This is a genomic window from Nocardia sp. NBC_01388, from assembly GCF_045040085.1.
Classification (GTDB): Bacteria; Actinomycetota; Actinomycetes; order Mycobacteriales; family Mycobacteriaceae; genus Nocardia.
Genome location: NZ_CP109553.1, coordinates 6,996,467 through 7,023,088 on the forward strand (window position 1 = coordinate 6,996,467; position 26,622 = coordinate 7,023,088).

A 26,622-nucleotide genomic window follows, 5' to 3' on the forward strand; every position below is an offset into this window, starting at 1 on the left:
CGGCTCGTCGGCCGCCCGCTGAATATGCGGGGAGGCGGGGGCGACGCCCCTGCCCGCACCATCCGTGAGGTCGATTACGGGTTCTTCGGCCCGGATTCGCCCACCTGGAAGGTGTGGACCGCGCCGACCGCGCTCATCGGATTCCAGCGTTCGGTGGTGCTCGAGCACTTCGATCCCGCGCTCACCGCGGCCGTTGCCGATGTCGGTGGCATCTACAGCGATCCGCGCGGGCGGCTCGACCACACCTTCGCGTACTTCCTGATCGCCGCCGTCGCCGACAGTCGCATGGCGATCGAGGCGTCCGAACACCTCATGCAGGTGCACGCCAAGGCGACCGGCATCGAGCCGATCAGCGGAAAGCGTTACAGCGCAAACAATCCCGACTCGCAGCTGTGGATCCACGTCACCGGCTGGCATTCGGTGCTCAAGTGCTACGAGATGTACGGCCCCGGACCGCTGAGCCCGGAGGAGGAGCGGCAGTACTGGGCGGAATGCGTCATCGCCGCCGAACTGCAGACCTGTAAGCCGTCCGATGTGCCGACCTCCCGCGCCGAGGTCCGCGACTACTTCGCCGAGATGCGGCCCAAGCTCAGCTCCTCCGAGCGCGCCCACGAGGGCATGCACTACCTGCTGTTCACCCCGCGCGATCGCGGTATGAAACTGTGGGCCGGCAGCCGCCTGGTGGCCCCCGCCGCCATTGCCACCCTGCCCGAATGGATGCGCCGCACAGGCGGATTCGATCAGCCGGGCGTGGTCGACGCTGCCTATCCGAAGGCCGTGCGGGCCGCCATGAAGGTGCTCGGCAACGACCGGCTGGAACACGCGGTCGCGGCGAACTTCATCGGGCCGATGACGGGCCGGTTGCTCCGCGAGCACCTGCGCGCGGGCACCCCGCGGAACCCGGTCACGGTGACGCCGTCGCAGGCGAAGGAGCTTTACGGCCGCGCTGCCAAAGGCGCATAGCCGGCCCGGCCCAGCCCCGTCATCCCGGCATGCTGTCGGCCGGGATCCACACTGTTCGAAGGTGGATCCCGACCAAAAACGCGCCGGGATGACGGGGTGATGCGCCGGGATGACCGGGGGAGATGCGCCGGGATCGCGGAGTGATGCGCGCGGGATTGCGGAGTGACATGTACCGGGGCGATCGGTACGGCCTGTGTGCGCCGCGGTGTTCCAACCAGCGGGATTCGGGGGTGCGCTGCCCGATTTATCCCTTACCGTGACCTGGCCCACGTCCGCCTACGGTTGCGTAACCGGACGAGACTACGGCAACCTCCTCTTGATCATCAAGACCTAAGGCTGAGGAGGCCCGTCCGTGTCCCACTACAAGGCGAACCTGCGTGACATCGAGTTCAACTTGTTCGAAGTACTGGGAATCGGGGCGCTGCTCGATCAGGGCGCCTACGGCGATCTCGACAGCGAGACCGCCCGTGACATGCTCACCGAGGTGGTGCGCCTGGCCGAAGGGCCGATCGCCGAATCCTTTGTCGAGGGCGACCGCACCCCCATCGAATTCGATGCCCCGAACAACACGATCATCGTGCCGGACCTGCTGCGCAAGACCGTCGCCGCGGTCAATGACGCCGGGTACTCCGGGCTCGGCCTGCCCGAGGAGATGGGCGGTGTGGCCGCGCCGAACGCCCTCATCTGGGGCATTCAGGAAATGATTGTGGCCGCGAACAATTCGGCCAGCTTCTTCAATATGGGCCCGCTCATGCACAAGGTCATCTTCGACGAGGGCAATGACGAGCAGAAGCGCTGGGCCGCGCACGCCTGGGAGAACCGCTGGGGCGGCACCATGGTGCTCACCGAGCCGGACGCCGGCTCCGATGTCGGCATGGGCCGCACCAAGGCCGTGCAGCAGTCCGACGGCACCTGGCACATCGACGGTGTGAAGCGCTTCATCTCCGGCGGCGATGTGGGCGATACCGCCGACAACATCTTCCACCTGGTGCTGGCCCGCCCCGAGGGCGCCGGACCGGGCACCAAGGGCCTGTCGCTGTTCATCGTGCCGCGCTTCCTGTTCGACCGCGAGACCATGACGATCGGCGCCAAGAACGGCGCGCTGGTCACCGGTCTCGAGCACAAGATGGGCATCAAGTCCTCGCCCACCTGTGAGATCACCTTCGGCGGCGATATTCCGGCCGTCGGTTACCTGGTCGGCGATGTGCACAATGGCATCGCGCAGATGTTCAAGGTCATCGAGAACGCGCGAATGATGGTGGGCACCAAGGCCACCGGCGCGCTCTCGACCGGTTACCTGAACGCCCTCGAATACGCCAAGCAGCGCGTACAGGGCGCCGATCTGACCCAGATGACGGATAAGGCGGCGCCGCGCGTCACCATCACCCACCACCCCGATGTGCGCCGCAGCCTCGCGACGCAGAAGGCGTACGCGGAGGGCCTGCGGGCGCTCTACATGTACTGCTCCTCGTACCAGAACGACGATGTCGCCGCCGCCAACTGGGGCGTCGACGCCGACCTCGCCGCCCGCGTCAACGATCTGCTGCTGCCGCTGGTGAAGGGTTGCGGTTCCGACCGCGCCTACGAATCGCTCACCGAATCGCTGCAGACCCTCGGCGGCTCCGGGTACCTGCAGGACTACCCGATCGAGCAGTACATTCGCGACTGCAAGATCGACTCGCTGTACGAGGGCACCACCGCCATCCAGGCGCAGGACTTCTTCTTCCGCAAGATCATTCGCGACAAGGGTGTGGCGCTGGCCCACGTCGCCGGGCTCATCCAGAAGTTCGTCGACGGCGGACCGGACCAGCTCAAGGCCGAGCGCGCACTGCTCGGCACCGCCCTCACCGATGTGCAGGGCATCGCCGCCACGCTCACCGGCTACCTCATGGCCGCGCAGACGAACCCGGAGGAGCTGTACAAGGTCGGCCTCGGCTCGGTCCGATTCCTCTACGCCGTAGGCGATCTCGTGATCTCCTGGCGACTGCTGGAGAGCGCCGCCATCGCGCAGGCCGCGCTGGACGGCAATGCCGCCGAGAAGGACAAGCACTTCTACACCGGCAAGATCGCCGTCGCCTCCTGGTTCGCGAAGAACAAGCTGCCGCTCATCACCGGTGTGCGCAGTGTCGTGGAGAACCTCGACAACGACATCATGAAGCTGGACGAGGCGGCTTTCTAGAAACTCGCTGAGATCTCCCGGCCCCCGCACCCAAGGTGCGGGGGCCGGAGTGGGTGAGGGGTGATCGGGTCCGCGGCCAAAGGGGTGCGGGCCGGAGTGGGTGAGGGGTGATCGGGTCCGCGGCCAAAGGGGTGCGGGCCGGAGTGGGTGAGGGGTGATCGGGTCCGCGGCCAAAGGGGTGCGGGCGGGAGTGGGTGAGGGGTGATCGGGTCCGCGGCCAGAGGGGTGTGGGCGGGTTTGGGTGCGGGTGGTCGGGTCTCCCCGGACAACGGCGGTGCCGGAGTGTTGGGGATCTCGGCGGCCGGGGCGGGCCGGATTGTGTTTTGAGGCAGTAGGTTTGCGGACTCGCCGGGTGACACGCGCGTTCTGTATGTGACCTGCTGTGTTGCTTCACGCTCAGCGGGTACAACTACCGCATGGTTTTCCCGGTATCTTTCGGCTGGCTGCAGTTCTTGCTGGCCGCGCTCGTGATCGCGGCGATCGCGCTACTGGTGACCGCGCTGCTCAAGTCTCGCAAAGTGGGATTCAAGGTCCTCGTCGGACGCGGCACGGGCGCTGTCTCGCTGATCTTCGTTGCGGTGGTGATCCTTTGGATCACCACGCTGTTGCAAACGTTCCTCGGGCTCACCGGTGAAGTGAAGGCCGCGCACATCGTGACCTCGCCCGTGGCCGGGCAGCAGCACATGATGAACGTCGACCTGACCCTGTACGGGGACAAGGATCACGACGAGCAGCACCTGAAATACCAAGTCGAGGGCGATATGTGGGTGCTGCAGGCCGATATCGTCGAACTGGAACCGTGGGTCAACGCGCTCGGCTTCCACTCCGGTTACAAGGTGACCCGCTTGTTCGGCCAGCGCCTCGACGGCGTCGCCACCAAGCAGAACCAGATCTTCCTCAACGGCGGCGACGGCGACTTCTTCTCCGATATGCGGGACCAGTCCTGGTACACCAAGCCGTTCGTCCGCTCCGCCTACGGCAATGCCGTCATCGCCACCGGCGGCAGCTACGACGTCTTCATCTCCCGCGACGCCATCAAAACCCGCCCGGCGTAACGGAATTCGCCCGGCATACCGAGTTTCGCAAGCCCCCGAATAGGGGGCGGCGAGACCTGGTGAAACGCCAATCTGAAATGGCTGCTATCCACTATGGTGGGCCCCAGCAGAGCTGTGCAGCTTCGGACGAAAAGAGATCCACCGCTATGAGGCAGACCCTTCGGGCATTCGCCATCGGCACCGCGTTCACCACCGCACTCACCGTCGGCGCCGGCGCTGCCCTCGCTGATGCTCCCAGCGCTACACCCGAAGCGAACAGCGTATCTGTCAGCCTCGGCACCGGCAGCGCGCTGACCGACCTTCTCGCAGGGGGTCTGGTGGTAGGGGGCGCGGGGGTCCTCGCCGCGATTTGCGCACTTCGTTCGGCCAGCGGCGGAACCCCGTGTGCCTTGGGTAATCTCGGCTAGTCGGCTAGTCGGCTAGTCGGCCAGCTCGGTGACGACGGGCGCGTGATCGCTGGCGCCCTTGCCCTTTCGCTCCTCCCGGTCCACATTCGCGTCGGTGACGCGGGCGGCCAGGGCGGGGGAGCCGAGGATGAAATCGATCCGCATGCCTTCTTTGCGCGGGAAGCGCAGCTGGGTGTAGTCCCAGTAGGTGTAGATGCCCGGACCGGGGTGGATGGGCCGCATCACGTCGGCGAAGCCTGCCTCGGTCATGGCCTCGAAAGCAGCGCGCTCCCTGGCCGAGGTGTGCGTTTTGCCCTCGAAGAATTCCGGTGACCAGACGTCCGCGTCGGTCGGCGCGATATTCCAGTCGCCGACGAGGGCGATCTGCGCCTGCGGATCCTCGGTGAGCCACTGCGTGCCCGCATTGCGCAGGGCCGCAAGCCATTCCAGCTTGTAGGTGTAGTGCGGATCGTCCAGCGCGCGGCCGTTGGGGACGTACAGGCTCCACACTCGCACGCCGCCGCAGCTCGCGCCGATCGCGCGGGCCTCCACCACCGGGGTGCTCAGCAGCGATTCACCGGCATCCTTGTCGAAACCGGGCTGCTCCGGGAAGCCGACCTCCACATTCTCCAGGCCGATGCGCGAGGCGATGGCCACACCGTTCCACTGGTTGTAGCCCGCGTGCGCGACCTCGTACCCCGCGGCCTCGAAGGCTTCGAAGGGGAACTGCTCGTCCTTGCACTTGGTTTCCTGCATGGCCAGGACATCGATATCCGAGCGATCGAGCCAGGCCAGCACTCGATCCTGCCGGGAGCGAATCGAATTCACATTCCAGGTTGCGAGCCGCACGGCGAAGCCTTTCGGAGATAGGGTTTTTCGACTTCTGCAAAAATCCTCCGGCGCTCAGGGCGCCACGTAGCGGTACCAGTGGTGCTCGACGAAACCCAGCTCCCGGTACAGCGCCATCGCTCCGGTATTGCCGGCCTCGACCTGGACGTACGCATGCGTCGCACCGCGGGCGTGACCCCAGCGGAGCAATTCCGCGCACACCAGTGAACCCAGACCGTGCCTGCGATGTTCGTCCGCCACCGTGACACAGGTCAACCCCACCCAGCGGCGGCCGTCCGGCGCGGTGGTGACCGCGGCCCGGCCGATAGCCAGCGGCGCGGGCAGGCCCACTGTGGCGAAACCCAATTCACCGTCGCGCACGGCGGTCAGCACCTCCACCACCGGCGGCCGGCCGATCTCGGTATCCCCACCGCGATGCCGGTACATGGACAGCCAGGCGCCGTCCGGTTCTGCGGCGATGCGCAGCATGGGAACACCCGGCGGCAGCACGAAGGTCTCGAGATCGATTGCCAGCACCATGGTTTCGTTCCAGGTCCGCCAGCCCTGCGGAATCGCGGTGAGCCGATCCGGCAGCAGCAGCTGCAGCGGCAGCCCGTGCGCGGTGTACCACTCGCCGATCCGGTGCATGGTTTCCGCGTCGAACCGCGCCGGACCTTCCGAACCGCCCAGCGGCACAGCGGAATTCGCGCGTCCGGTGTAGCCCTCCCCGGCGCGCAGCAGCCAGCCGTCGATCCAGGCGCGCTGCAGACCAGGCCAGCCGTCGGCCGCCGCCGCCTCCAGGGCGCGGATCTCACTGGTCCGAATCGGCCTGGCGCCCAGCTCTTTCCACGCGACCACCCGATCCGCGGCGATCGACAGCACCTGGCCGTCGGCGGTGCGCACGGTCAGGGGGTCGATCGCGACGAGTTCGCCGATCACATCGGTGAGCGGCTGCGGATAGCCCTCGGGCAGGCGATAGCGCACCACCATCCGGCGTCCGAGGGGCGGCAGGCCGCCGTCGGCTCCGGGCACGCCGGCCGGGGGGTGATCAGTCGTCATGCCCGAACGGATCCGGCACGGTACCCGGCACCCAGCTCAAACCCGGCGTGCCCCAGCCGTTCCGCTTGATGGCCTTCTTGGCGCCGCGCGCATTGCGGCCCACGAGCACATCCACATACAGGAAGCCGTCGAGGTGACCCACCTCGTGCTGCAGCATGCGGGCGAAGAAATCCTCACCCTCCAGCTCGACCGGATCACCGTGCTCATCGGTGCCGGTGACCTTCGCCCATTCGGCGCGACCGGTAGGCCACTGCTCGCCCGGAACCGAGAGGCAACCCTCTTCGTCGTCATCGGGATCGGGCATCGTCTCCGGAATCGCGGAGGTTTCCAATACCGGGTTGATCACCGCGCCGCGCCGGCGGACCATCTTGCCGTCGGGGCCCTCGTCGGGGCAGTCGTAGACGAACAGTCGAAGCGGCACACCGACCTGATTGGCGGCCAGGCCCACACCGCGGGCGGCGTCGAGGGTTTCGTACATGTCCGCGATCAGCTCGGCAAGTTCCTCGGGTGTCTGCGTGACCTTCTCGGTCGGGTTGTGCAGAACCGGGTCGCCGACGATGACGATCGGGAGAATAGCCATGCTGAGCAGCCTACTGGGTGGTTCCGGAGGTCCATCCGGGACCTGTTGCCAGAGCGACACGCCGGGCGTAGATCACTAAAACACGCCGAACGGTACGCGCCGCGAAGTCAGTGCCGCGTGGTTGAATGAGCGGCGACGTACAAGCACCATATTCGTCTGGTGACCACTCGGCGAGGGAGCACTATGGACAGCGCAGCGGCACGATTTTCCGCAAGCGGGGACGATCCTTCCGTGAGCGAGAACATCGCCGCCGGTGCCGCGACACCCGATGAGGATGGCGCGCACGGCCTCTCACGGCGGGAAATCGACATCCTCGATTTCGAACGCAAATGGTGGAAGTACGCCGGTGCGAAAGAAGAAGCCATCCGGGAACTGTTCGACCTCTCGCCCACCCGCTACTACCAGGTGCTGAACGCGGTCGTCGACAAGCCCGAGGCGCTGGCCGCCGACCCCATGCTGGTGAAACGACTGCGCCGGTTGCGGGCCAGCCGTCAGAAGACCAGGGCCGCACGCCGTCTGGGATTCCAGGTGTGAACCGCCCGCAGACCGATCAGAGATTAGGCTCTGCGACGTGAGCACTCCGAATACGCCGTCCGGTGGTCCGCCGCTGCGCGCCCTGGCCATGGTGCTGATCGCGCTTGCCATCGTCTTCGCCGGGCTCGGTGCGATGTCGCTGTCGAGTTCGGACTCCTCGGACGCGGGGGCCGCCTCCAGCGCGGCCACCTCGTCCGCAGCGCCGTCCGCCGCGGCCACCACCACTGCGGCGCAGCAGGTTTCGCCGCCCCCGGCAACCACCGCGCCCTCGGCAACCACCACCGCGCCGGTCACCACGACCCCGCCGCCGACTACCACGCCCGCCGCGGGCGCCGTCGACAAGACTATTCCCGTAAGGGTTTTGAACAACAGCATGATCTCCGGTCTCGCCGCGAAAACCGCGAACGAGCTCTCCGCCGACGGCTGGAACATCGCCGAGACCGGCAACTACGGCACCGGCGTCATCCCCAAAACGACCGTGTACTACGGCACTTCGGCAGGGGAGAAGGCATCCGCGCTGGCCATCGCCAATCAGCTCGGCATCTCCGCGGAACCGCGCTTCGCCGGAATCGCGGACAGCCCGCCCGGGCTCATCATCATCGTCACCGGCAACTGACCGGCTTCCGGACCTGGTCCGAGCGGCATCGGAACACCCGGCCAGCCCCTGCGGGGGAGTGGGTCACGGCTCTGGCATCATCTTGTCCGAGTAGTAATCATGTCCACCCAGCTTTTCGTAAACTCGGACTCGTAAAGGAGTTCCCCGATGGCCTCGTCAACTCGTCGCCCGTCCTGGCGGACAGTGACCCCGGTGCTCGCGGTCGCGGTCTTCGGCCTCGCCGGCTGCTCCAACAGCCAGGAATCGAGCGACGTCAAGGGAACGACGCCGCCGGTGTTCACCAGTTCCGCGGCGCCGGCCGGCACCGCGCAGGGTGGTGGGCTCACCAACCCGCCCACCGATTCCGTCAGCGCCACGCTGAAGGATTCGAACGGCCAGACGGTCGGCACCGCCACGTTCGGCGTGGTGGGCAACCATCTGGAGGTCAGCGTCGAGGCCCACGGCCTCAAGCCCGGCTTCCACGGCCTGCACGTCCACCAGTTCGGTAAGTGCGAAGCGAACTCCGTCGCACCCACCGGCGGCCCGGCCGGCGATTTCCTCTCCGCCGGTGGCCACTTCCAGGCCGGTGACCAGAATATGCACCCGGCGAGCGGCGATCTGACGTCGCTCGAGGTCAAGCAGGACGGCACCGCCAAGCTCGTCACCACTACCGACGCAGTCACGCTGGACGAACTCAAGGGCAAGGCCCTGATGATCCACGCGGGTGCGGACAACTTCGGCAATATCCCCAGTCGATACACGCAGGCCGGGGGCGCCGCCGGACCGGACGCCGAAACCATGGCGACCGGCGACGCGGGTGCCCGGGTCGCTTGCGGCGTCATCGCATAACCCAATAGGTGAGCCATGGCCGGGGCAGGCATTTCGAAGGTCCACTTCAACAGTTCGCCTCGGCCCACGCTCGGCGTGGAGTGGGAGGTCGCGCTCGTCGACAAACAGACGCGCGACCTTTCCAACACGGCCGCAGCGGTTTTCGAGGCCTGCGGTGATCTGCGCGCCTGGGACGGCCATCCGCAGATCACCAAGGAACTGCTGCGCAACACCGTAGAACTCGTCACCGGAAAGCACGACACCGTCGGCGAAGCGGTGGACGAGCTGCACACGACCATGGATACGGTGCGCCGCGTGGCCGACCCGCTGGGCGTCGACCTGTTCTGCGCGGGCACCCACCCCTTCGCGCAGTGGGATGCCCAACAGCTCACGCGCAGTGAGCATTACGACGAACTCATCGAGCGCACCCAGTGGTGGGGACGCCAGATGCTGATCTGGGGCGTACACGTGCACGTCGGCGTCTCGCACCCCGAGAAGGTCTTCCCGATCATCAACAGCCTGCTGCTGTCGTACCCGCACCTGCTCGCGCTGTCCGCCTCGTCCCCCATGTGGGCGGGCGTCGACACCGGCTACGCCAGCAACCGGGCGCTCATGTTCCAGCAGCTGCCCACCGCCGGACTGCCCTTCCAATTCGAAAACTGGGCGCAGTTCGAGGGTTTCGCACACGACCAGATGAAAACCGGTGTGTTCGAACAGATCGGCGGCATGCACTGGGATATCCGGCCCGCCCCCAAATGGGGCACCATCGAGGTCCGCGTGTGCGACGGCACCCCGAGCCGGGCCGAGCTATCGGCGATCGTGGCCCTTATCCACTGCCTCATCGTCGACCTGGACCGCCGCGTCGAATCCGGCGAAACCCTGCCGACCATTCCGCCGTGGCATGTGCAGGAGAACAAGTGGCGGGCCGCCCGCTACGGGCTCGACGCCATCATCATCACCGACGCCGCCAGCAATGAGCGCCTGGTGACCGACGATCTGACGGATCTGCTCAACCGCCTCGAACCGACCGCCAAGAGCCTCGGCTGCGAGACCGAACTGGCCATGGTCGCCGATATCCCCAAGCGCGGGGCGTCCTATCAGCGACAGCGCCGCGCTGCAGCCGCCGCACAGGGCGATTTTGTGGCCGTGGTGGATTCGCTGGTGCAGGAGCTCGCGCAGTAGGTGCCGATCCCGGCCGAAAGCATGCCGGGATGACGGGGCCCCGCGCCCTGGGCGCACGGGTGTCCGGACCGGACGTTCGATGTCCGCGAGTGTGAATTCGGTTACTTCCAGATGGCCTCCAGGTGTCCTGGCCTGGAACGACATTGCTACGACCGGGGGCTGTTCATCCGACAGCGGGGGTTGTGTTCAGCTCACCCGGGGGGTGGCGTTCACACGACGTTTACTATGGCTGGGTGTTGCTCGACGGTCCGCGTTCCGAAATGGTGGGTGGGGCACGCCGGAACTTGACGTGGATGCTGTCGCGGCGCGTCCAGATCACGGCGTTGCTGGCCGCCGTCCCCGTGCTGCTCATCGGACTCCAGATCTTCGCGGCACACAATCACTTCGGCGGTCCCCTCGAAAGTCTCTGGGACGACTACACCGGCACCCCGAAATCGGTGTCGGTGCCGTGGGCCGGACTCGGGCTCGCCCTCATCGGACTGTCCTGGCGACGGCGCTTCCTTGCCGTGGGAGCCGCGGCGGGCATCGATCTCGTCTATCAGATCGTGCGCAGCCTGCACGGCGGACCACTGGCACTGGGCAACGGCCCGGTCATCGTGCTCACCGCTCTGGTCCTGCTGGCCGCCTTCCACTGGCAGGGCACCGAACGCAAGAACGCACTGCACGCCGCGGCGCTCGGCATTCTGCTCACCCTCTCCAGCAAGGTGGCCGAGGTCTGGCTGGGCGTTACTGTGCTCGCCGGGCCCAAGGTGCTGGATCAGCACATCGCGCTGGTCGACCGCGCCCTCGGCAATCCCTCCTGGGTAATGGGTCAGATCATCGATTTCCTCGGGCCGGCAGCCTCTTTCGCCCTGCACTGGGTGTATATCGAACTACCCGTCGGGGCCATGATAGTGACGCTGTGGCAGCTGCGCGATGTGGTGAAGACCGGGGTGTGGCCCGGCCACTACCTGGTGCGCACCTTCCTGGTGGTCGGGCTCATCGGCCCGCTCGTCTACGTCATGTTCCCCGTGGTCGGGCCCATGTTCGCGTACGGCGCCGACGGGCACGCCTTCTCGCTCGGCAACTACTGGCCGAATATCGTGCCGCCACTGGACCTCTCGCCCGGCGCCATTCCCTTCGACCACTACACCCCGCGCAATTGCATGCCGTCGCTGCACACCGCGTGGGCGCTGTCGATCTTCATCCACTCCCGCCGCGATGCGAGCACCGGTGCGCTCGCGCCGAGCTGGCTGCGCTGGGGCGGCACGCTGTGGCTCATCGCGACGCTCTCGGCCACACTCGGTTTCGGCTATCACTACGGCGCGGATCTGGTGGCGGGCGCGGTGCTGTGCCTGACCATCGAATCGGCGCTGCGCGCACCCGAGCGCGGCTGGGACGCCGCGCGCATCCAATTGGTCGCGGGCGGCGCCACTCTCGTGGCCGCCCTGCTGCTGGGCTACCGCTATCTGTCGGTGGACATCGCCGAACATCCGGTGCCCGCCGGGATCATGATCCTCGGACTGCTCGCGGGCTATGTTGCGGCGTTCTACCGCACCTGGTTCGCGACCGCGCCGCAGCCGCTGCCCGTCGAGGCTGCCGCCACCGCCTGAATCACTCGTCCGCCGGTGTGAGAGTGGGGGATTCGGCCATCTCCGCATCCGCTGGCCCGGAGGGCGGCCGGTTGTAGCGCAGCACGTACAGACCGACAATGCAGCCGATGACTATGAGACTCGCGGTCCAGGCGGGCGCGGACACATCCTCCGGCACCACCGTGCACACGATCGACCGGCTCGATTCCTGCATGGCGTAGTGGCCGCGGGCCGCATAGTCGCGCAGGCCCAGCACCGCGGACGGAATGAAGATGACCACGGTGGCCAGCACCCGGTTCGGCACATACCGGGGTGTCGCCGAGGTCAGCGCGTAGCCGGCCAGCCACACCAGCGCGGTCGTACCGCCGACGGTCCAGATCGCCCGATCGGTATTCGCGGTGAGCGCCGTGAACAAGCCCAGCACCAGCACCAGCAGCAGGCAGACCATGGGCGCACCGCGCCGGGTGCCGTACCACATGCCCACCGACATCACGGCCACCGAAAGCGGTATGGACCAGGCCGGGAGCTGGGCCGCCAGCGCGGCGGAACCCACCGCGCTCAGGCCCACCATGACCAGCACCAGTTCACCGTCCCGGCCGGGCAGCAGCATGGCCGCGATGAGCGCGGTCGCCACCGTCGTCACCACCGCCATACCGATCCCGGCGAAGCTGTCGCCATTGCGGGCCAGCCATTCCGCACTGGCCACGGTCACCCCGACCAGCACCACGCCCGCGAGGATCGGGGTCATGGGCAGCTCGATGGAGGGTCGCTCGGCGGGCTTGCGATTGCGATTGGCCAGGGTGCCGATGGCCACCAGCACCAGCGCCACCACCAGCATCCACAGCGGCGGCATATCCATGGCATCCCACGACGAGGTCGCCGAACTCGACAGGCTCTCGTTCAGCAGGCCGCCCAGATGCGGCATCGGGCTGACCGAGCCCAGCAGCACGCTGATCAGCACACCGAGTGTCCAGCCGTAGGCGGGGAGTCGATGATGCAGGACAGCCGCGCCCAAGGCGCCGAGCACCACGCCGCCCGCCAGCGAATCGATGAAATTCAAGGTGGCGAGCGCGCTCGCGGGTTCGGTGGTGTGGCCGAAGATATGGTTCACAGTCAGCGCGAGCAGACCGCCGAGTGCGGTGGCCCAGGCGATGACGGTGCTGCCGAGCGTGGTGATCAATACCGCGACGATCATGGCCACCAGCGCGCCGGCGCCGACGGCGCGCGGCAGCGTATAGGCCATCAGATCCATGTGCAGGGCTGAGGTGTTGGACGTCCAGCCGAAGTCGATCGGCATGGCTAGTGAAAGTCCGGCAACCGTCGTCGCGACCAGTGCCGTGATTGTCTCGGTCGCTACCTGATACGGCCTCACCTGGGTGAAAATACCGTGGCGGGGCGGACCGACCAGTTCGACTCGCCTAAGTTATGTCATTTGCTGGACAATTGGCTTCGGATCAGCTATCGCTCATTACCACTCAGACATAGCCCTCTGCGGTACCGACTCGGCCTGTTCCCGCACGCTGCTCGGAGAACTTCCGCAGCGACTCCACCTGAGTGTGGTCCAGCGACGGCCGGACCACCGCGCGCGCGGCGGCCACGTCCGCCGCGGTCACATCGGCGGCCTCCATATCGCGGCGCATGGCCGCCAGCGCCGACTCCCGCAGCAGCGCCGCGCAATCGGCGGCCGAATAGCCGTCCAGATCCTTGGCCAGCCTGCGCAGATCGACCTCCTTCGCCAGCGGTACGGATTTGGCGGCCGTGCGCAGGATCTCGGTGCGGGCGGCGGCATCCGGCGGCGGGACGAAAACGAGGCGCTCCAGACGGCCCGGCCGGGTCAGCGCGGGATCGATGAGCTCCGGGCGGTTGGTCGCGCCGACCACCACCACATCGCGCAGCGGCTCCACCCCGTCCAATTCGGTGAGCAGGGCCGCCACCACCCGATCGGCCACACCCGAGTCACCGCTCTGGCCGCGGCGCGGAGCCAGCGCGTCCACCTCGTCCAGGAAGATCAGCGAGGGCGCGGAATCGCGTGCGCGCTGGAACAATTCGCGCACCGCCCGCTCGGACGAGCCCACCCACTTGTCCATGAGCTCGGCGCCCTTCACCGTGTGCACGCTCAGCTGCCCCGTGCTGGCCAGGGCGCGCACCAGGAAGGTCTTACCGCAGCCGGGCGGGCCGTACAGCAGCACGCCGCGCGGCGGATCGATGCCGAGCCGGGCGAACGAATCCGGATGCCGCAGCGGCCACAGCACCGCCTCGGTGAGCGCCTGCTTGGTCTCGATCATGTCGCCGACATCGTCGAGGCTCAGGCTGCCGATGGCCAATTCCTCAGTCCCGGAACGGGACAGCGGGCGGATCACCTCCAGCGCACCCGCCAGATCCTGCTGGCGCAACATCGGTTCCGAATGTTCGCGGCTGGCCCGGGACGCCGCCCGCAGCGCCGCCTCGCGCACCAGCGCCGCCAGATCCGAGGCGACAAATCCGGGTGTGCGGGAAGCGATTTCGTCCAGCTTCAGACCCTCGGTCGGCGCGGTGCGCAGCAATTGCTCCAGCAGCGCCACACGCACCGCCGCGGTCGGCAGCGGCAGCGTCACCTCGCGATCGCACAGTTCCGGGCCGCGCAGCCGGGCGTCGATCTCGGCCGGATGCGCCGTGGTCGCCAGCAGTGCCACCGCCGGGCTGGCCACGGCCGCCCGGAGTTGATCGAGAATCAGCGTCGCCACCGGTTCGGCCACCGCGGGCAGCAGGGCATCGATATCGGTAATGAGCAGGACCCCGCCCGCGCCGGAACAGATATCGGACACCACCATGCCCACTTCGCGCAGCCGGGTGCCGCTCTCGGTGGCGCCGACCGACGGCCCGTCCAGCTCCACCAACCGCCGCGATCCGGCCACCGCCCTGGCCAGCGTGGTCTTGCCGACTCCGGCGGGTCCGGTGATCAGCACGCCCAATTGGGAGGACGCGCCAAGGGTTTTCAGTAGTTCCGGCTCATCGAGTGCCAGATTCAGCCATTCGGTCAGCTTGGCCGACTGTGCCTGCACGCCCGCGAGATCGGCCAGCGCGACGGCCGACACCGGCGCCTGCGACCGGGTGCGCGGCGGCATCACCGGTCGATCGGGGCGGTCGGGCGCCTGGGCCGAGCTGTCGCCCAGCAGTGACCGCGGCCGATCGGTCGCCGCCACACCCGGCCCCCACACCACCGCGCTATTGGGTTGCACACTCACCGGCCCGGGTGCGGGATCGGTGGCCGTCACCGTCAGCAGTTCGGAGGTCCAGGCGATCCGGAAGGTCTGCGAAAGCGCCTGGGGCACAGCCGAACTACTGGTCCCCGGCCCCAGATCCCGGGGCAGCAGCGAGACGGCGTCTCCCACCGTGACCACTTTCCCCAGCAGTGCCTGCCGCAGTGTGGTCTCCGGAATCGAACTGGTGGCCAGTGCCGAGCCCGTCACCGAAATCTGTTTCGCCCCATAGACCGTCACCGGCGAGACGACCACGGTGGCATCCTCGCGCACCCCGGCATTCGAGAGCGTCACATCATCGAGCAGCACCACCCCCGCCGGTGTTCCGGCGGGAGCGACGGCCACCACGGCGGCGGTCCGCCGTGCCCCGATCAGCGAAATCCCATCCCACTCCCGCAACCCCAGCGCTGCCAGCGCTTCCGGATGCAGCCGCACCAACCCCCTCCGGGCATCGGCGGCCGAGATGTTCAGTCGTGCGGTCAGCGCGAGTTCGGGCACGCCACCCATTGTGCGCGACCCGCCCGTAACAATCCCGCAGTCATCGCCCGCAATATCGGCCCGCTGCAAGTTCGTGGCCCGCCCCGTTCTGGACTGAGTGGAGCGGGGGAGCGAAGCGGAGGAGTGGAGGGAGGGAAGACCGGGGTAACAGGGCCGCGAACTTGCCGGAGCGAAGCGGAGGCAGATATTACAGTCATCGCCCGCAATATCGGCCCGCTGCAAGTTCGTGGCCCGCCCCGTTCTGGACTGAGTGGAGCGGGGGAGCGAAGCGGAGGAGTGGAGGGAGGGAAGCGGAGGAGTGGAGGGAGGGAAGCGGAGGAGTGGAGGGAGGGAAGAACGGGGTAACAGGGCCACGAACCCGCCGGAGCGAAGCGGAGGCAGGTATTACAGTCGGCCACCCGGTCGGCGCAGGCGCAATCGGGCCGTGGATACGCCGCGAATCGGCACCCGAATCGGCCGGCGCCGCTGTGCACGCCGCTGGGCGCGGCGCTCGGCGGGCTTGTGATCCCAGGTCTCCGGACGGGCCGCGACCCAGCGCGCCGAATGCACAGCGAACGGAATGTGCCCGAGGTACAGCACCACCAGCGCCATCATCAGGATGAGCGGGTAGGTGACCAGCAGCGCGGCCGCGAGCGCGACCAGCACCAGGAACAGCGGTGCGGTGCGGGGCGCGACCGATACCGACTTGATGGCCAGCGTCGGCAGCGTGCTCACACACAGCAGGCCGGTCAGTACGGTCCAGATCGCGACGGCCGTGAAGCTGACCCACCAGCCGTCGTGGAACTGCTCGGACAGCGCGATGGGCAGCAGCACGATGAGTGCGCCCGCGGGCGCGGGCACACCGGTGAAGTACTCACGCTGCCAATCGGGGCGGCTGTCGTCGTCCAGGAGCGTATTGAAGCGGGCCAGCCGCAGCACCATGCAGACCGCGAACATGAGCGCGACGATCCAGCCCACGCTGTTGGCGTGCAGGAACGTCACGTACAGCACCAGGGCGGGCGCGACGCCGAAGGCGATGGCGTCGGAGAGCGAATCGAGTTCCGCGCCCATCCGGCTGGTGGCATCCAGCATGCGGGCGATGCGACCGTCCAGCATGTCGAAAATCGCGGCGGCGCCGACCAGGGCCAGGGCGATCGCGAGTTCGCCCTGCATGGCGAATTTGACCGCCGAGAGCCCGGAGCACAGCCCGAGAATGGTGACCATGCTCGGCAGCAGTCGCACGGTGCGGTTGCGGGCCGACCGATGCAGCGACGGTGCGGGCGCGAGTTGCTCCATCATGAATCCAGTTCGGCCAGCACCGTTTCCGCGCCGATGGTCCGCTGCCCGGGGACGACCAGCAGCTTGGTACCGGCCGGGAAGTAGGTGTCCACGCGGGAGCCGAAACGGATCAGACCGTAGGTCTCGCCGATGCTGAGCTTGTCGCCCACCTTCGGCTCGCACACGATGCGCCGCGCGAGCAGCCCGGCGATCTGCACGACCACCAGCCGCTGTCCGCTCTCGGTGAGCAGCACCATGCTGTTGCGCTCATTGGCGTCGCTGGCCTCGGGCAGATCCGCGGAAAGGAATTCGCCCTTCTTGTAGACGATGTTCTCCACGCTGCCGGAGATCGGCATCCGCTGTACGTGCACATCCAGCACCGACAGGAAGATGCTCACGCGCGGCAGCGGCTGATCGCCCATATTCAGCTCGACGGGCGGCACGGCCGAATCGACCAGTGCGACTTCACCATCGGCGGGCGCGACCACCACACCGGGACGATTCGGCGGCACCCGGTGCGGGTGCCGGAAGAAGGTGGCGGTGGCCGCGGCCGCGAGCAGTCCCGTGCGGCGCACCCACTTGCGCCGGACGCCCAGCACGGCGACTGCCAGCGGCGCTGCCACGAACGGCAGGCCGGCCGGGTGCAGCGGCGGGATGGCGGAGCGGACCAGATCGACCACATGGCCGAGTCCGGTGGTTTCGGGGGTGCCGGGCGGGGTGGGACGGCGGGCCACAAGCTCCTCTTTCATGCGCGGGTAGGTGCGGTTCAGGACCGCGATCACACGATACGGGAAGGTGACCGAAATTGATTTGCCTCGGCTACCGCAGCGATCTTCGGTGCAGAGTGAGCAGTCTGGCAGCAGCCGCCATTTGTGATCGAACCCACATGCATGGGAAGCTGTTTCGATTAATATGAGGGGGCCTCATGTCTGCGGCATCGTGGCCGCAAGGGGGTGGGGGAACAACCCGATGAAGGTCATGTTCGAAGCGCAGTACATAGGAGAAGCACCATGGCTGCTCGAATTGCCTCGATCAGCGGGGTAGAGCACACCGCAATACGCGGACTCGGCGTATATCGCCCTGCACGGGTCGTCACCAACGAGGAAGTCGCGGGACCGATCGAGTCCAGCGACGAATGGATCCGGACCCGCTCCGGTATCCGCAATCGCCGCTTCGCCTCGGAAGAGGAGACGATCATCTTCATGAGCGCCGCGGCCGCCCGCGATGCGCTCGAAGCCGCCGAGATCGGCGCCGGCGATATCGACTGCGTCATTGTCGCCACCTCGACCTGGCTGCTGCTGACACCGGCCGCCGCACCGCAGATCGCCACCGAACTCGGCTGCAATGGCGTCGCCGCCTTCGATATCTCCGCGGGCTGCGCCGGTTTCTGCCACGCGCTGGCCGTGGCCTCTGATCTGGTGAAGGGCGGCACCGCCCGGAACGTGCTGGTCATCGGTGTGGAGCGGCTCACCGACACGGTCAATCCGGCCGATCGCAGCACCGCGTTCCTGTTCGCAGACGGTGCGGGCGCGGTCGTGGTGGGCGCCTCCGACGAACCCGGCATCGGTCCTACCGTCTGGGGTTCGGACGGCACCCAGCATCACGCCATCCGCCAGGACAAGGACTGGATGGACTTCTTCCGCGAGATCGACGCGCAGGGCACGGCCGCGGTCCGGCCCTATCTCGCCATGGAGGGCACGGCCGTATTCCGCTGGGCCGCACACTCTCTGGAAAAGGTGTGCCGGGAGGCCATCGAGGTCGCGGGCCTGACGACCGACGATCTCGACGCCATGGTCCCGCACCAGGCCAATGGCCGGATCATCGAGATCATGGCCAGGGTGCTGCATCTGCCCGATCACTGCGCCCTGGCCAATGACATCGAGGAGACCGGCAACACCTCGGCCGCCTCGATCCCGCTGGCCATCGAGGCACTACTGCGCGAGGGCGATGCCAAACCGGGCGGCACCGCACTGCTCATCGCCTTCGGCGCGGGCCTGTCCTACGCCGCACAGGTTGTGACGCTTCCGAACTGGAAGTAACTACCCGAGTTCCCACACCACATTGACGGTGAAAGTCACTGTCTGCTGGCCGGGTTCGAGGCTGAAGCTCGGCGCGGGCGCCGCATCGCGCGCGGCGGTCGGCGGGGTATTGCCGCCACCGCCCTCGCTGATCGTCTTGACGCTCTTGAGTTTCAGCCCCGCGAGGTCGGCGTACTGCTGAGCGCGCGCCTTGGCGTCGTCGAACGCGCGGGCGCGCGCATCGGCCAGCAGTTTGGTGTTGTCCTCGAGGCTGAAGGCCACCGAGCTGACCCGGGTGTCATTGCCGCCGGCCTTGACCGCCGCATCCAGGATGGCCGAGGCCTTGGGCAGATCGTGCACCGCGATATGCACGGAATTGGTGGCCTGGTACCCGGTGATGGTGTGGCCCTCCGGGCCGTAGGTGGGCTGCACGGACAGCTCGCTGGTCTGTACGTCCTCGCGCTTGATGCCCGCTCCGACCATGGCGTCGGTCATGGCCTTGGCCTTGCCGTTGACACCGTCGACGGCGGTGGACACGTCGGCGGCGTTCACCTGGGCTCCGAGATCGGCCGTGAGCACATCGGGAACGCCCTGCACCTTGCCGGTGCCGGCCACGGTCACCGACCGATCGTTATCGGAACCACAACCGGTGAGCAGGAGCGCGAGACCGGTGGCCGCGGCACAGATAGCTATAAGTCGTCGCATACCGCGAACCTACTTATCCGCCCGCGGCGCCACCGGACAACACGCAGATCAGCTCTCGAGGGTCTGCTTGATCTTGCCGAGGGTTTCGTTCATACCGCTGACGAGATTCGCCTCGAAGGGCTGCTCGCCGCCGAGTATCGAATCGATCATGCGCCGGACGGGCCAGCTGACCCCGTGGGGGATATCGCGACGCTGCACAACCCGGGTGCCGCCCTCGATGGGCTCCAGCGTGAAGCTCCAGATCGTGCGGTTCTCGTTCATCCGGAAGGCAATGGCGCGGTTCGGCTCATAACGCACCACCCGGGACGAAGTGGGGTAGTACTTGGCGCCGTCACGATTGAGATTGACGACCCAGGTGCCGGTGCGGATCTTGCCGAGCGGCTGCACGCGCACGGTCGGCGGACTGAATTCCGGCATCCGCTTGAGATCGGAGACGATGCTCCAGACCTGCTCAGGCGGTGCTGCGATGTCGATGGTGGCTTCGAGAGTGTTCGGCAACGCTGCCTCCGAAAGATGTGACGATGGGTACCAGTGATCCTAGTTCCCACTCGAACATCGAACCGAACACTGAAAATCAACTAGATCACATTCCTGTGTTGCCGCATTGTCAAAGGTAATGGCTAACGCACAATGTGGGATAACCGAATTAACAGTTAAGGCCACCAGCTTCCGATGCGAAACGTGAGGTGATCGGCCGTGAAATTGCTATCGCTCCTGCATCGCAGAACCAAGACGGTTCCGCTGTTGCCAGCCGACGAGAACCGCGACGCCGCGCAACCTCCCGGCCGGCCGAGACGGACCAGACCGAACGGTCAACTCGAAGAACGGTTGGAGCGACTGCTCACACCGAACGAGCTCGATATCGTTCAGCACCACCGGATCTGACGTGGCGATCGTCTCTCGGGGGCAGCGCGGGCCGAAATCACTTGCCAACTCGGCTCATACTCTTTAGGTGACTTCACCAGCTGCCGCCAAACCGGCCATCCTCAGCGTGGACGACGATCCCGGTGTCTCCCGTGCCGTGGTTCGTGATCTGCGCCGCCGGTTCGGCGCGGATTACCGGATCCTGCGGGCGGAGTCGGGTGCCGACGCGCTCGAGGTACTGCGGGAATTGAAACTGCGCGGCCAGCCGGTCGCGGTCCTGATCGCCGACTATCGGATGCCGGGCATGAACGGCGTCGAATTCCTGGAGCAGGCCATGGACCTGCATCCGCACGCGCGGCGGGTGCTGCTCACCGCCTACGCCGACACCGATGCGGCCATCGAGGCCATCAATGTGGTCGATCTGGATCACTACCTGCTCAAGCCGTGGGATCCGCCGGAGGAGAAGCTCTATCCGGTGATCGACGCCCTGCTCGACGCCTGGCGCAGCGATGACCACAAGCCGGTGACGGAGACCAAGGTGGTGGGCCACCGCTGGTCGGCCCGCTGCTCCGAGGTCCGGGAGTTCTTGGCGCGCAATCAGTTGTCGTATCGCTGGTACCAGGTCGACGAGCCCGAGGGCGCGCGGATGCTGGCCGCCGCGAATGCCACCGAGGACGACTGTCCGGTCGTCATCAATCAGTCCGGTGAAGTGCTGCGCATGCCGTCGGACTCGGAATTGGCGGCCGCCGTCGGCCTCAATATCGTTCCCGCCAGCGAGTTCTACGACCTGATCGTGGTCGGCGGCGGCCCGGCCGGTCTGGGCGCGGCGGTGTACGGCGCGTCGGAGGGCTTGCGCACGGTCCTGGTCGAGCGCACCGCGACGGGCGGGCAGGCGGGCCAGAGCTCGCGCATCGAGAACTATCTGGGCTTCCCGGACGGAGTGTCCGGTTCCCAGCTGGCCGATCGGGCGCGGCGGCAGGCCGTCAAATTCGGCGCCGAACTCATCACCGCACGCGAGGTGGTCAGCCTGGAACCGTGCGGCGCCGCGCGGGTGGTGAAGTTCGCGGACGGCGGCAGCATTTCCGCCCACAGCGTATTGATCGCGACCGGCGTCAACTACCGGCATCATCCGGCGCCCGGGGTGGACGATTTCACCGGGCGCGGCGTTTACTACGGCTCCGCGATGACCGAGGCCTCCGATTGCAGCGACCGCGACATCTACATTGTCGGCGGCGCGAATTCGGCAGGTCAGGCGGCGGTCTATATGTCCCGGCACGCGCGCACCGTGCACATTCTGGTGCGCGCGACCTCGCTGGTGGATTCCATGTCGCACTATCTGATCCAGCAGATCGAGCAGATCCCGAATATCAAGGTGCATCCCCGCACCGAGGTGGTGTCGGCGGACGGTGACGATCATCTGGAGCGGATCCTGCTGCGTGACAATGCCACCGGCGCGGAAGAAAAAGTGGATGCCGAACGGTTGTTCCTGTTCATCGGCGCTGCCCCCGAAACCGAATGGCTCGACGGTGTCGTCCACCGGGACGACAAGGGCTATGTCCTGGCCGGACCCGATCTGATGGTCGACGGCAATCGCCCGGCGGGCTGGGAGCTACCGCGCCCGCCGCAACACCTGGAGACCAGCGTTCCCGGCGTTTTCGTGGCCGGCGACGTACGTTCGGAATCGGCGAAGCGGGTGGCGTCCGCCGTCGGCGAGGGCGCGATGGCCGTCATGCTGGTCCACCGCTGGATCGCGAAACAGTAGGAGTGCAATCGTGGGAACAACATCACTGATCTGCGATCCCAATGAACTACGGGACCTGTTCCTCTTCGAGAAGCTGACCGACGAACAGCTGGCCTGGCTGTGCAAGGACGGCCGGGTCGAGCGTTTCGAACCGGGTCTGGTCTTCCGCGAGGGCGAGCCGGCCACCTGCTTCTACGTCCTCATGGAGGGCGAGGTCCGGATGACCAAGATCTCGGGGGGCGAGGAGATCGAACTCGTCCGCACCGATCATCACGGGTCGTATTCGGGCGCGTGGACCGCGTACATGGGCGATAAGGTCGACCAGAACTACAGCGCGTCCTTCTATGTGACCAAGCCGTCGAAATTCTTTGTGCTCGATGCCGGAACCTTCTCGCACATGATGAAGGAATGGTTCCCGATGGCATTGCATCTGCTGGAGGGTGTGTTCTTCGGCAATCGCAATTCCAATGAGATCATCGGGCAGCGCGAACGCCTGCTGGCGCTGGGTTCGCTGTCGGCGGGCCTGACGCACGAGCTGAACAATCCGGCCGCGGCAGCCGTGCGCGCCACCTCCTCGCTGCGGGAACGCGTGGCCGGTATGCGGCACAAGCTGAAGATGATGGCGCACGGCAAGTTCGACTCCGCGACCATGGAGGCGCTGGCGCAATTGCAGGAGGAGGCCGCCGCCCAGGTGGCGAAGGCGCCGACGCTGACCCCGCTGGAGGCGGCCGATCGCGAGGACGAGCTCGGTGATTGGCTGGAGGCGCACGGTATCGCCAACGGCTGGGATATCGCCCCGACCTTCGTACAGGCCGGTTTCGATATCGACTGGCTGGAGAAGGTGCACGGCACGCTCACCGGTTGTGAGGGCGCGGTTTTCGAGGGCGCGATCCGCTGGCTGAATTACACGGTCGAGACCGAACTGCTCATGAACGAGATCTCCGACTCCACGACCCGCATCTCCACGCTGGTGAACGCGGCCAAGCAGTACTCGCAGATGGACCGGGCCCCGTTCCAGGTGGTCGATATCCATGAGCTGCTGGACAGCACGCTGGTCATGCTGGGCCGCAAGATCGGCGACAATGTGCAGGTGGTCAAGGAGTACGACCTCGCGCTGCCGCCGGTGCCCTGCTATGCGGCGGAACTGAATCAGGTGTGGACCAATCTGATCGACAATGCCATCTCGGCCATGAACGGCCGCGGCACCCTCACCGTTCGCACCTACCGCGACGGTCCCTGTGTCGCAGTGGAAATCGGCGATACCGGGCCGGGCGTGCCGGAGGAGATCCGCACCCGCATCTTCGAACCGTTCTTCACCACCAAGCCGGTGGGCGAGGGAACCGGTCTGGGACTGGATATCTCGTTCCGCATTGTGGTGAACAAGCATCACGGCGATATCCGGGTGGAGTCGGAGCCGGGCGATACCCGGTTCATCGTGCGGATTCCGTTCGAGCGCGTCGATGTGCCTGAGAATATCGAAACCGTAAGCATGGCAAGCTGATACAGGAGACCAGTGATGTCGGAGAAGATCGAGGGTATCGATCCGTCCGCGGCCCCCAGCGGCCCCGGTTGTCAGGACTGCGACGCCGCTCAGGGCTGGTGGCTGCATCTGCGCCGCTGCGCCCAGTGCGGCCACGTCGGCTGCTGCGACAGTTCCCCGTCGCAGCACGCGTCCAAGCACTTCAAAGATTCCGGGCACCCGTTCGCGCAGAGCTACGAGCCGGGCGAGGATTGGTTCTACAACTACGCGACCGACGAAATGTACGGCGAGGGGCCGGATTTGGCCGCACCGCATTCGCATCCGGCGACGCAGACGGTGCCCGGGCCGCGTGAGCGGGTGCCGGCGGACTGGCAGAGTCACCTGAACTGACGGTCGGCGGTACTGGGTGAATCCCTGGGAGAACTTGTCTCCCAGGGATTCTCATTCTTCCGGGCCGAGTTTGTGGCTGCTGAGGAAGGCGAGCGAGAGATCCGCGAGATTGTGCCAGCAGTGATCGGCCACCATGGAGTGCCCGCGGCCGTTGAGCACCTGCAACTCCGTGACACCCGGATTGCGCTGCTGCAGCCGGAATTGCGCGCGCACCACGGCCGGGGGAGTGGCCCGGTCCTCGGCGCCCGCGATCAGCAGCAGCGGCCCGCGCACCGCGTGGACGTCCACGCTGACTTCGCTCCTGGGGCTGACATTCGCCAGGGCCAGTTGGAACACTGGCTTGGCCGGCGCGGGAATCACGTACTGACGGAACAGCTGATCCGATTCCGCACGACTGATGGCATTGCCGAAGACGCGGTGATAGCTGTCGGCGGTGTGCGCCCAGGTCTTGCGGCGCAACCAGGGCTTCGCGAGAATCCCTCCGACACTGCGCAATTGAGCAGGCGGTAGCACGTACACGCCCCGGTACTGCGCGGGCGCGATGGCGATGCCGCCGATGGCGATGCCCTGGGCGAGCAGTTGCTGTGCGATGAGCCCGCCGAAGGAGTGCCCGATGACGATCGGCGGCGCCGGTAGATCGGCAATGTATTTGGCGTAGTGCTCGGTGACTTCGGCGATGCCGCGATTGTTCAGAGCCTCGGCATTGGCCCGGGTGGCCGCCGGATCCCGTCCGTCGCCGGGCCAGCCGGGGGCGATGGGCGCGAAGCCCGCGCGGTCGAAATACTCGAGCCACGGTGTCCAGCTGTCGCTATGCATCCACAGGCCGTGGATGAAGACGATCGGGGTTTTCGGTGCAGGCATGAGATCTCCTCTGGTTGCACGTGATTCGTCTCATTTCGCCTGATAGTGACGATACGGGAGTGCTCTTGCTACCGGTAGCGGTCGCCTGCGGGTACTCTGCTCCGAGCGCCGGGCGCCCCGGTGCGCAGGCACTCTCGGGAAGCTCGGAAAAGGGTATGAAACAGACTGTGATCGTCGCCCTCGCCGCAGGAGCGCTGGTGCTGGGTCTAGCCGGCTGCGGATCGGGAAAATCCACCGAAGCGAGCAGCCAGACCAAGGGCGCCCCGAGCTCGAGCAGTGTCGCGGCGCCCACCGGCACACCCACCGCTACGCCCGCTTCCGCTCCGGTCGCCGCCACCACGGCCGAGGCCCCCGTCGAGCCGCCCGCCGGTGCGAACACCACCCCCGCGGCCGCCAAGAAGACCACCGCCCCCGACGGCGCCCAGACCACCTGCGGCGATTTCCGCGACCTCGACAACGACACCGAGAAGCAGGTCATCCAGCAGGTCCTGGCCGCCAACCCGGGTTCCAAATTCGACGGCAGCCCCAATGTCGCGCTCGGTACCGCAAAACTCGTCTGCCTCGCGCCCGCCTACGCCGGCACATCGGTAGCAAACGCCATCGGCGCCGCCAAGTAACTCCGCGGCGCGTCCCGCCGATAGGCAGTGCGGCGCAACCGATTCCCGTGCATCCGGCAGCGTGGCCGCCGGGTGTGGCTTCCCGCGGTGTCGGTTGCGGTCCTATCAGGTGTGCAGCGGACCGTAGGGGCGTGTGGATGGTCACCACTGGCGGGGTGGCGCGCAGGCGTATCGTCTCGAACCTACGTACGAGGACGGGTGAAGTGATGGACGCCGGCGGGCTGGTGGAATACGAGCGACATCGTCCGCGACTGTTCGCACTCGCGTACCGGCTGCTGGGTTCGGCGAGCGAGGCCGAAGACGCCGTGCAGGAGACCTATCTGCGCTGGGCCGCCGCCGACCGCGCCGAAATCCGTTCCGCCGAAGCCTGGTTGACCACCGTGCTGGTGAATCTGTGCCGCACCTGGCTGGATTCGGCCCGCGCCCGCCGCGAAACCTATATCGGCCCCTGGCTACCCGAGCCGGTGGCGACCGACGAGCTGGGCCCACTCGAATCGGCCGAACAGCGCGAACTGGTTTCCCTGGCCTTCCTGACCCTGCTCGAACGGCTGACCGCCGCCGAGCGCGCGGTTTTCGTCCTGCGCGAGGCCTTCGGCTACGCGCACCGCGAGATCGCCGACATGCTCGACCTCTCCGAAGCCAATTCCCAGCAGCTCTACCGCCGCGCCACCCTGCGCGTGCGAGAGGAGCGCCCCCGCTTCGATCCGGCACCCGCGCACGCGCGCGCTCTCTTCGAAAAGTTCCTGACCGCAGCCGGATCCGGTGATGTCGCGGCCCTGGAGGCCATGTTCACCGCGGATATCGTCTCGGTCGCGGACGGCGGCGACAAGGTGAATGCCGCCCGCCGCGCCGTGCTCGGCGCCGGCCGCGTGGCCCGCTACGTCGCCTGGCTCTTCTCGCACGACGTCCCGGACCTGTCCCTGTCCATCGAGGATGTCAACGGTGCGCCCGCCGTCGTGGCCCGCGCGGCCGACGTGACCATCCTGATCGCGTCCGCCGAATTCGCGGACGACCACCTCGCCTCGCTGCGGCTGATCGTCAATCCCGACAAGCTGGCCTACTTCGTGCGCGCCGACAAAGCCGCCTCGCGCACGGCATAACCGCCCTCTCGCGCGTCGGTGACGCAGCACACATGCCGGAGTTGTCAGGGATCGCGGGGCTGTCCGGTCTAGAGAGTGTCGGCCCGGTGCAG

The 26,622-nt window shown here is 67.0% G+C and carries 24 protein-coding genes; 14 read left to right on the plus strand and 10 right to left on the minus strand.

Features of this window, described 5'->3' with window-relative positions; all coding sequences use genetic code 11:
* Positions 1-24: 24 nt before the first annotated feature.
* From OG716_RS33420 to OG716_RS33430, 3 genes are all read left to right on the plus strand, one after another.
* Positions 25-963, plus strand: coding sequence for an oxygenase MpaB family protein (locus OG716_RS33420; RefSeq protein WP_405140086.1), 939 nt, complete (start codon positions 25-27; stop codon positions 961-963).
* 352 nt (positions 964-1,315) lie between these two features.
* The gene (locus OG716_RS33425; protein ID WP_405134392.1) at positions 1,316-3,142 is read left to right on the plus strand and encodes an acyl-CoA dehydrogenase; all 1,827 of its coding nucleotides are present in this window, start codon (positions 1,316-1,318) and stop codon (positions 3,140-3,142) included.
* Between the two features lie 416 nt (positions 3,143-3,558).
* Positions 3,559-4,197: a hypothetical protein gene (locus OG716_RS33430; RefSeq protein ID WP_355131519.1), complete on the plus strand. Its 639-nt coding sequence runs from the start codon at positions 3,559-3,561 to the stop codon at positions 4,195-4,197.
* A gap of 419 nt (positions 4,198-4,616) precedes the next feature.
* On the opposite strand, the gene OG716_RS33435 is transcribed toward OG716_RS33430, so the two are convergent.
* From OG716_RS33435 to OG716_RS33445, 3 genes are read right to left on the minus strand one after another with little or no spacing between them, the layout of a single operon-like run.
* Positions 4,617-5,432 (minus strand): exodeoxyribonuclease III, encoded by an 816-nt coding sequence (locus OG716_RS33435; protein WP_405134393.1) that lies wholly within the window; start codon positions 5,430-5,432, stop codon positions 4,617-4,619.
* 54 nt (positions 5,433-5,486) lie between these two features.
* A complete protein-coding gene (locus OG716_RS33440) occupies positions 5,487-6,470 on the minus strand; it encodes a GNAT family N-acetyltransferase (RefSeq protein WP_405134394.1) in 984 nt (327 codons plus the stop codon).
* On the minus strand, positions 6,460-7,050 hold the full coding sequence (locus OG716_RS33445) for a peptide deformylase (RefSeq protein WP_355131509.1): 591 nt from the start codon (positions 7,048-7,050) through the stop codon (positions 6,460-6,462). The genes OG716_RS33440 and OG716_RS33445 overlap by 11 nt, the downstream gene beginning before the upstream one ends.
* 183 nt (positions 7,051-7,233) lie before the next feature.
* Between OG716_RS33445 and OG716_RS33450 the strand changes: the two genes are divergently transcribed.
* The 5 genes from OG716_RS33450 to OG716_RS33470 all read left to right on the plus strand — a co-directional run bounded on the left by OG716_RS33450 (position 7,234) and on the right by OG716_RS33470 (position 11,781).
* Positions 7,234-7,584, plus strand: coding sequence for a DUF3263 domain-containing protein (locus OG716_RS33450; RefSeq protein ID WP_297626259.1), 351 nt, complete (start codon positions 7,234-7,236; stop codon positions 7,582-7,584).
* 37 nt (positions 7,585-7,621) lie between these two features.
* Positions 7,622-8,200: a LytR C-terminal domain-containing protein gene (locus OG716_RS33455; protein WP_405134395.1), complete on the plus strand. Its 579-nt coding sequence runs from the start codon at positions 7,622-7,624 to the stop codon at positions 8,198-8,200.
* Between the two features lie 147 nt (positions 8,201-8,347).
* The gene (gene sodC / locus OG716_RS33460; RefSeq protein ID WP_405134396.1) at positions 8,348-9,028 is read left to right on the plus strand and encodes a superoxide dismutase[Cu-Zn]; all 681 of its coding nucleotides are present in this window, start codon (positions 8,348-8,350) and stop codon (positions 9,026-9,028) included.
* 15 nt (positions 9,029-9,043) lie between these two features.
* Positions 9,044-10,189, plus strand: a complete 1,146-nt coding sequence (locus OG716_RS33465) for a glutamate--cysteine ligase (protein ID WP_405134397.1) — start codon at positions 9,044-9,046, stop codon at positions 10,187-10,189.
* A 233-nt stretch (positions 10,190-10,422) separates the two neighbouring features.
* Positions 10,423-11,781, plus strand: coding sequence for a DUF5933 domain-containing protein (locus tag OG716_RS33470; protein WP_405134398.1), 1,359 nt, complete (start codon positions 10,423-10,425; stop codon positions 11,779-11,781).
* 1 nt (position 11,782) lies between these two features.
* Here the strand turns inward: OG716_RS33470 and OG716_RS33475 are convergent, their stop codons facing one another.
* The 4 genes from OG716_RS33475 to OG716_RS33490 form a co-directional block, all read right to left on the minus strand.
* Positions 11,783-13,132, minus strand: a complete 1,350-nt coding sequence (locus OG716_RS33475; protein WP_405134399.1) for a hypothetical protein — start codon at positions 13,130-13,132, stop codon at positions 11,783-11,785.
* 103 nt (positions 13,133-13,235) lie between these two features.
* On the minus strand, positions 13,236-15,497 hold the full coding sequence (locus tag OG716_RS33480; RefSeq protein ID WP_405134400.1) for an AAA family ATPase: 2,262 nt from the start codon (positions 15,495-15,497) through the stop codon (positions 13,236-13,238).
* Between the two features lie 384 nt (positions 15,498-15,881).
* The gene (pssA, locus tag OG716_RS33485; protein WP_327142585.1) at positions 15,882-16,775 is read right to left on the minus strand and encodes a CDP-diacylglycerol--serine O-phosphatidyltransferase; all 894 of its coding nucleotides are present in this window, start codon (positions 16,773-16,775) and stop codon (positions 15,882-15,884) included.
* Entirely contained in the window at positions 16,772-17,488 is a 717-nt protein-coding gene (locus OG716_RS33490; protein WP_355131537.1) for a phosphatidylserine decarboxylase, read from the minus strand. Before OG716_RS33490 ends, pssA begins: the two co-directional genes overlap by 4 nt.
* 276 nt (positions 17,489-17,764) lie before the next feature.
* Between OG716_RS33490 and OG716_RS33495 the strand changes: the two genes are divergently transcribed.
* Positions 17,765-18,793, plus strand: a complete 1,029-nt coding sequence (locus tag OG716_RS33495; RefSeq protein WP_405134401.1) for a beta-ketoacyl-ACP synthase III — start codon at positions 17,765-17,767, stop codon at positions 18,791-18,793.
* Here OG716_RS33495 and OG716_RS33500 read toward each other — a convergent pair whose 3' ends face one another.
* Together OG716_RS33500 and OG716_RS33505 are read right to left on the minus strand one after the other, a co-directional pair.
* The gene (locus tag OG716_RS33500) at positions 18,794-19,477 is read right to left on the minus strand and encodes an SIMPL domain-containing protein (RefSeq protein ID WP_405134402.1); all 684 of its coding nucleotides are present in this window, start codon (positions 19,475-19,477) and stop codon (positions 18,794-18,796) included.
* 48 nt (positions 19,478-19,525) lie between these two features.
* Positions 19,526-19,975 carry an SRPBCC family protein gene (locus OG716_RS33505; RefSeq protein ID WP_405134403.1) on the minus strand — a complete coding sequence of 150 codons (450 nt, stop codon included), beginning with the start codon at positions 19,973-19,975 and terminating at the stop codon, positions 19,526-19,528.
* Positions 19,976-20,429: 454 nt separating this feature from the next.
* On the opposite strand from OG716_RS33505, the gene OG716_RS33510 reads away from it, so the two are divergent.
* Genes OG716_RS33510 through OG716_RS33520 form a run of 3 tightly spaced genes read left to right on the plus strand, consistent with a single transcriptional unit; the run spans position 20,430 to position 23,952 of the window.
* Positions 20,430-22,103, plus strand: coding sequence for an FAD-dependent oxidoreductase (locus tag OG716_RS33510; RefSeq protein WP_405134404.1), 1,674 nt, complete (start codon positions 20,430-20,432; stop codon positions 22,101-22,103).
* 10 nt (positions 22,104-22,113) lie between these two features.
* Positions 22,114-23,583, plus strand: coding sequence for an ATP-binding protein (locus OG716_RS33515; protein ID WP_405134405.1), 1,470 nt, complete (start codon positions 22,114-22,116; stop codon positions 23,581-23,583).
* 15 nt (positions 23,584-23,598) lie between these two features.
* On the plus strand, positions 23,599-23,952 hold the full coding sequence (locus OG716_RS33520) for a UBP-type zinc finger domain-containing protein (RefSeq protein WP_355131483.1): 354 nt from the start codon (positions 23,599-23,601) through the stop codon (positions 23,950-23,952).
* Between the two features lie 51 nt (positions 23,953-24,003).
* Here the strand turns inward: OG716_RS33520 and OG716_RS33525 are convergent, their stop codons facing one another.
* On the minus strand, positions 24,004-24,813 hold the full coding sequence (locus tag OG716_RS33525) for an alpha/beta hydrolase (RefSeq protein WP_405134406.1): 810 nt from the start codon (positions 24,811-24,813) through the stop codon (positions 24,004-24,006).
* 155 nt (positions 24,814-24,968) lie between these two features.
* Here OG716_RS33525 and OG716_RS33530 point away from each other — a divergent pair, with 155 nt between their 5' ends.
* Together OG716_RS33530 and OG716_RS33535 are read left to right on the plus strand one after the other, a co-directional pair.
* On the plus strand, positions 24,969-25,430 hold the full coding sequence (locus OG716_RS33530; RefSeq protein WP_355131479.1) for a hypothetical protein: 462 nt from the start codon (positions 24,969-24,971) through the stop codon (positions 25,428-25,430).
* A 206-nt stretch (positions 25,431-25,636) separates the two neighbouring features.
* Complete coding sequence (locus OG716_RS33535; RefSeq protein WP_405140089.1) at positions 25,637-26,530, plus strand: RNA polymerase sigma-70 factor; 894 nt, start codon at positions 25,637-25,639, stop codon at positions 26,528-26,530.
* The last annotated feature ends 92 nt before the right edge of the window (positions 26,531-26,622 follow it).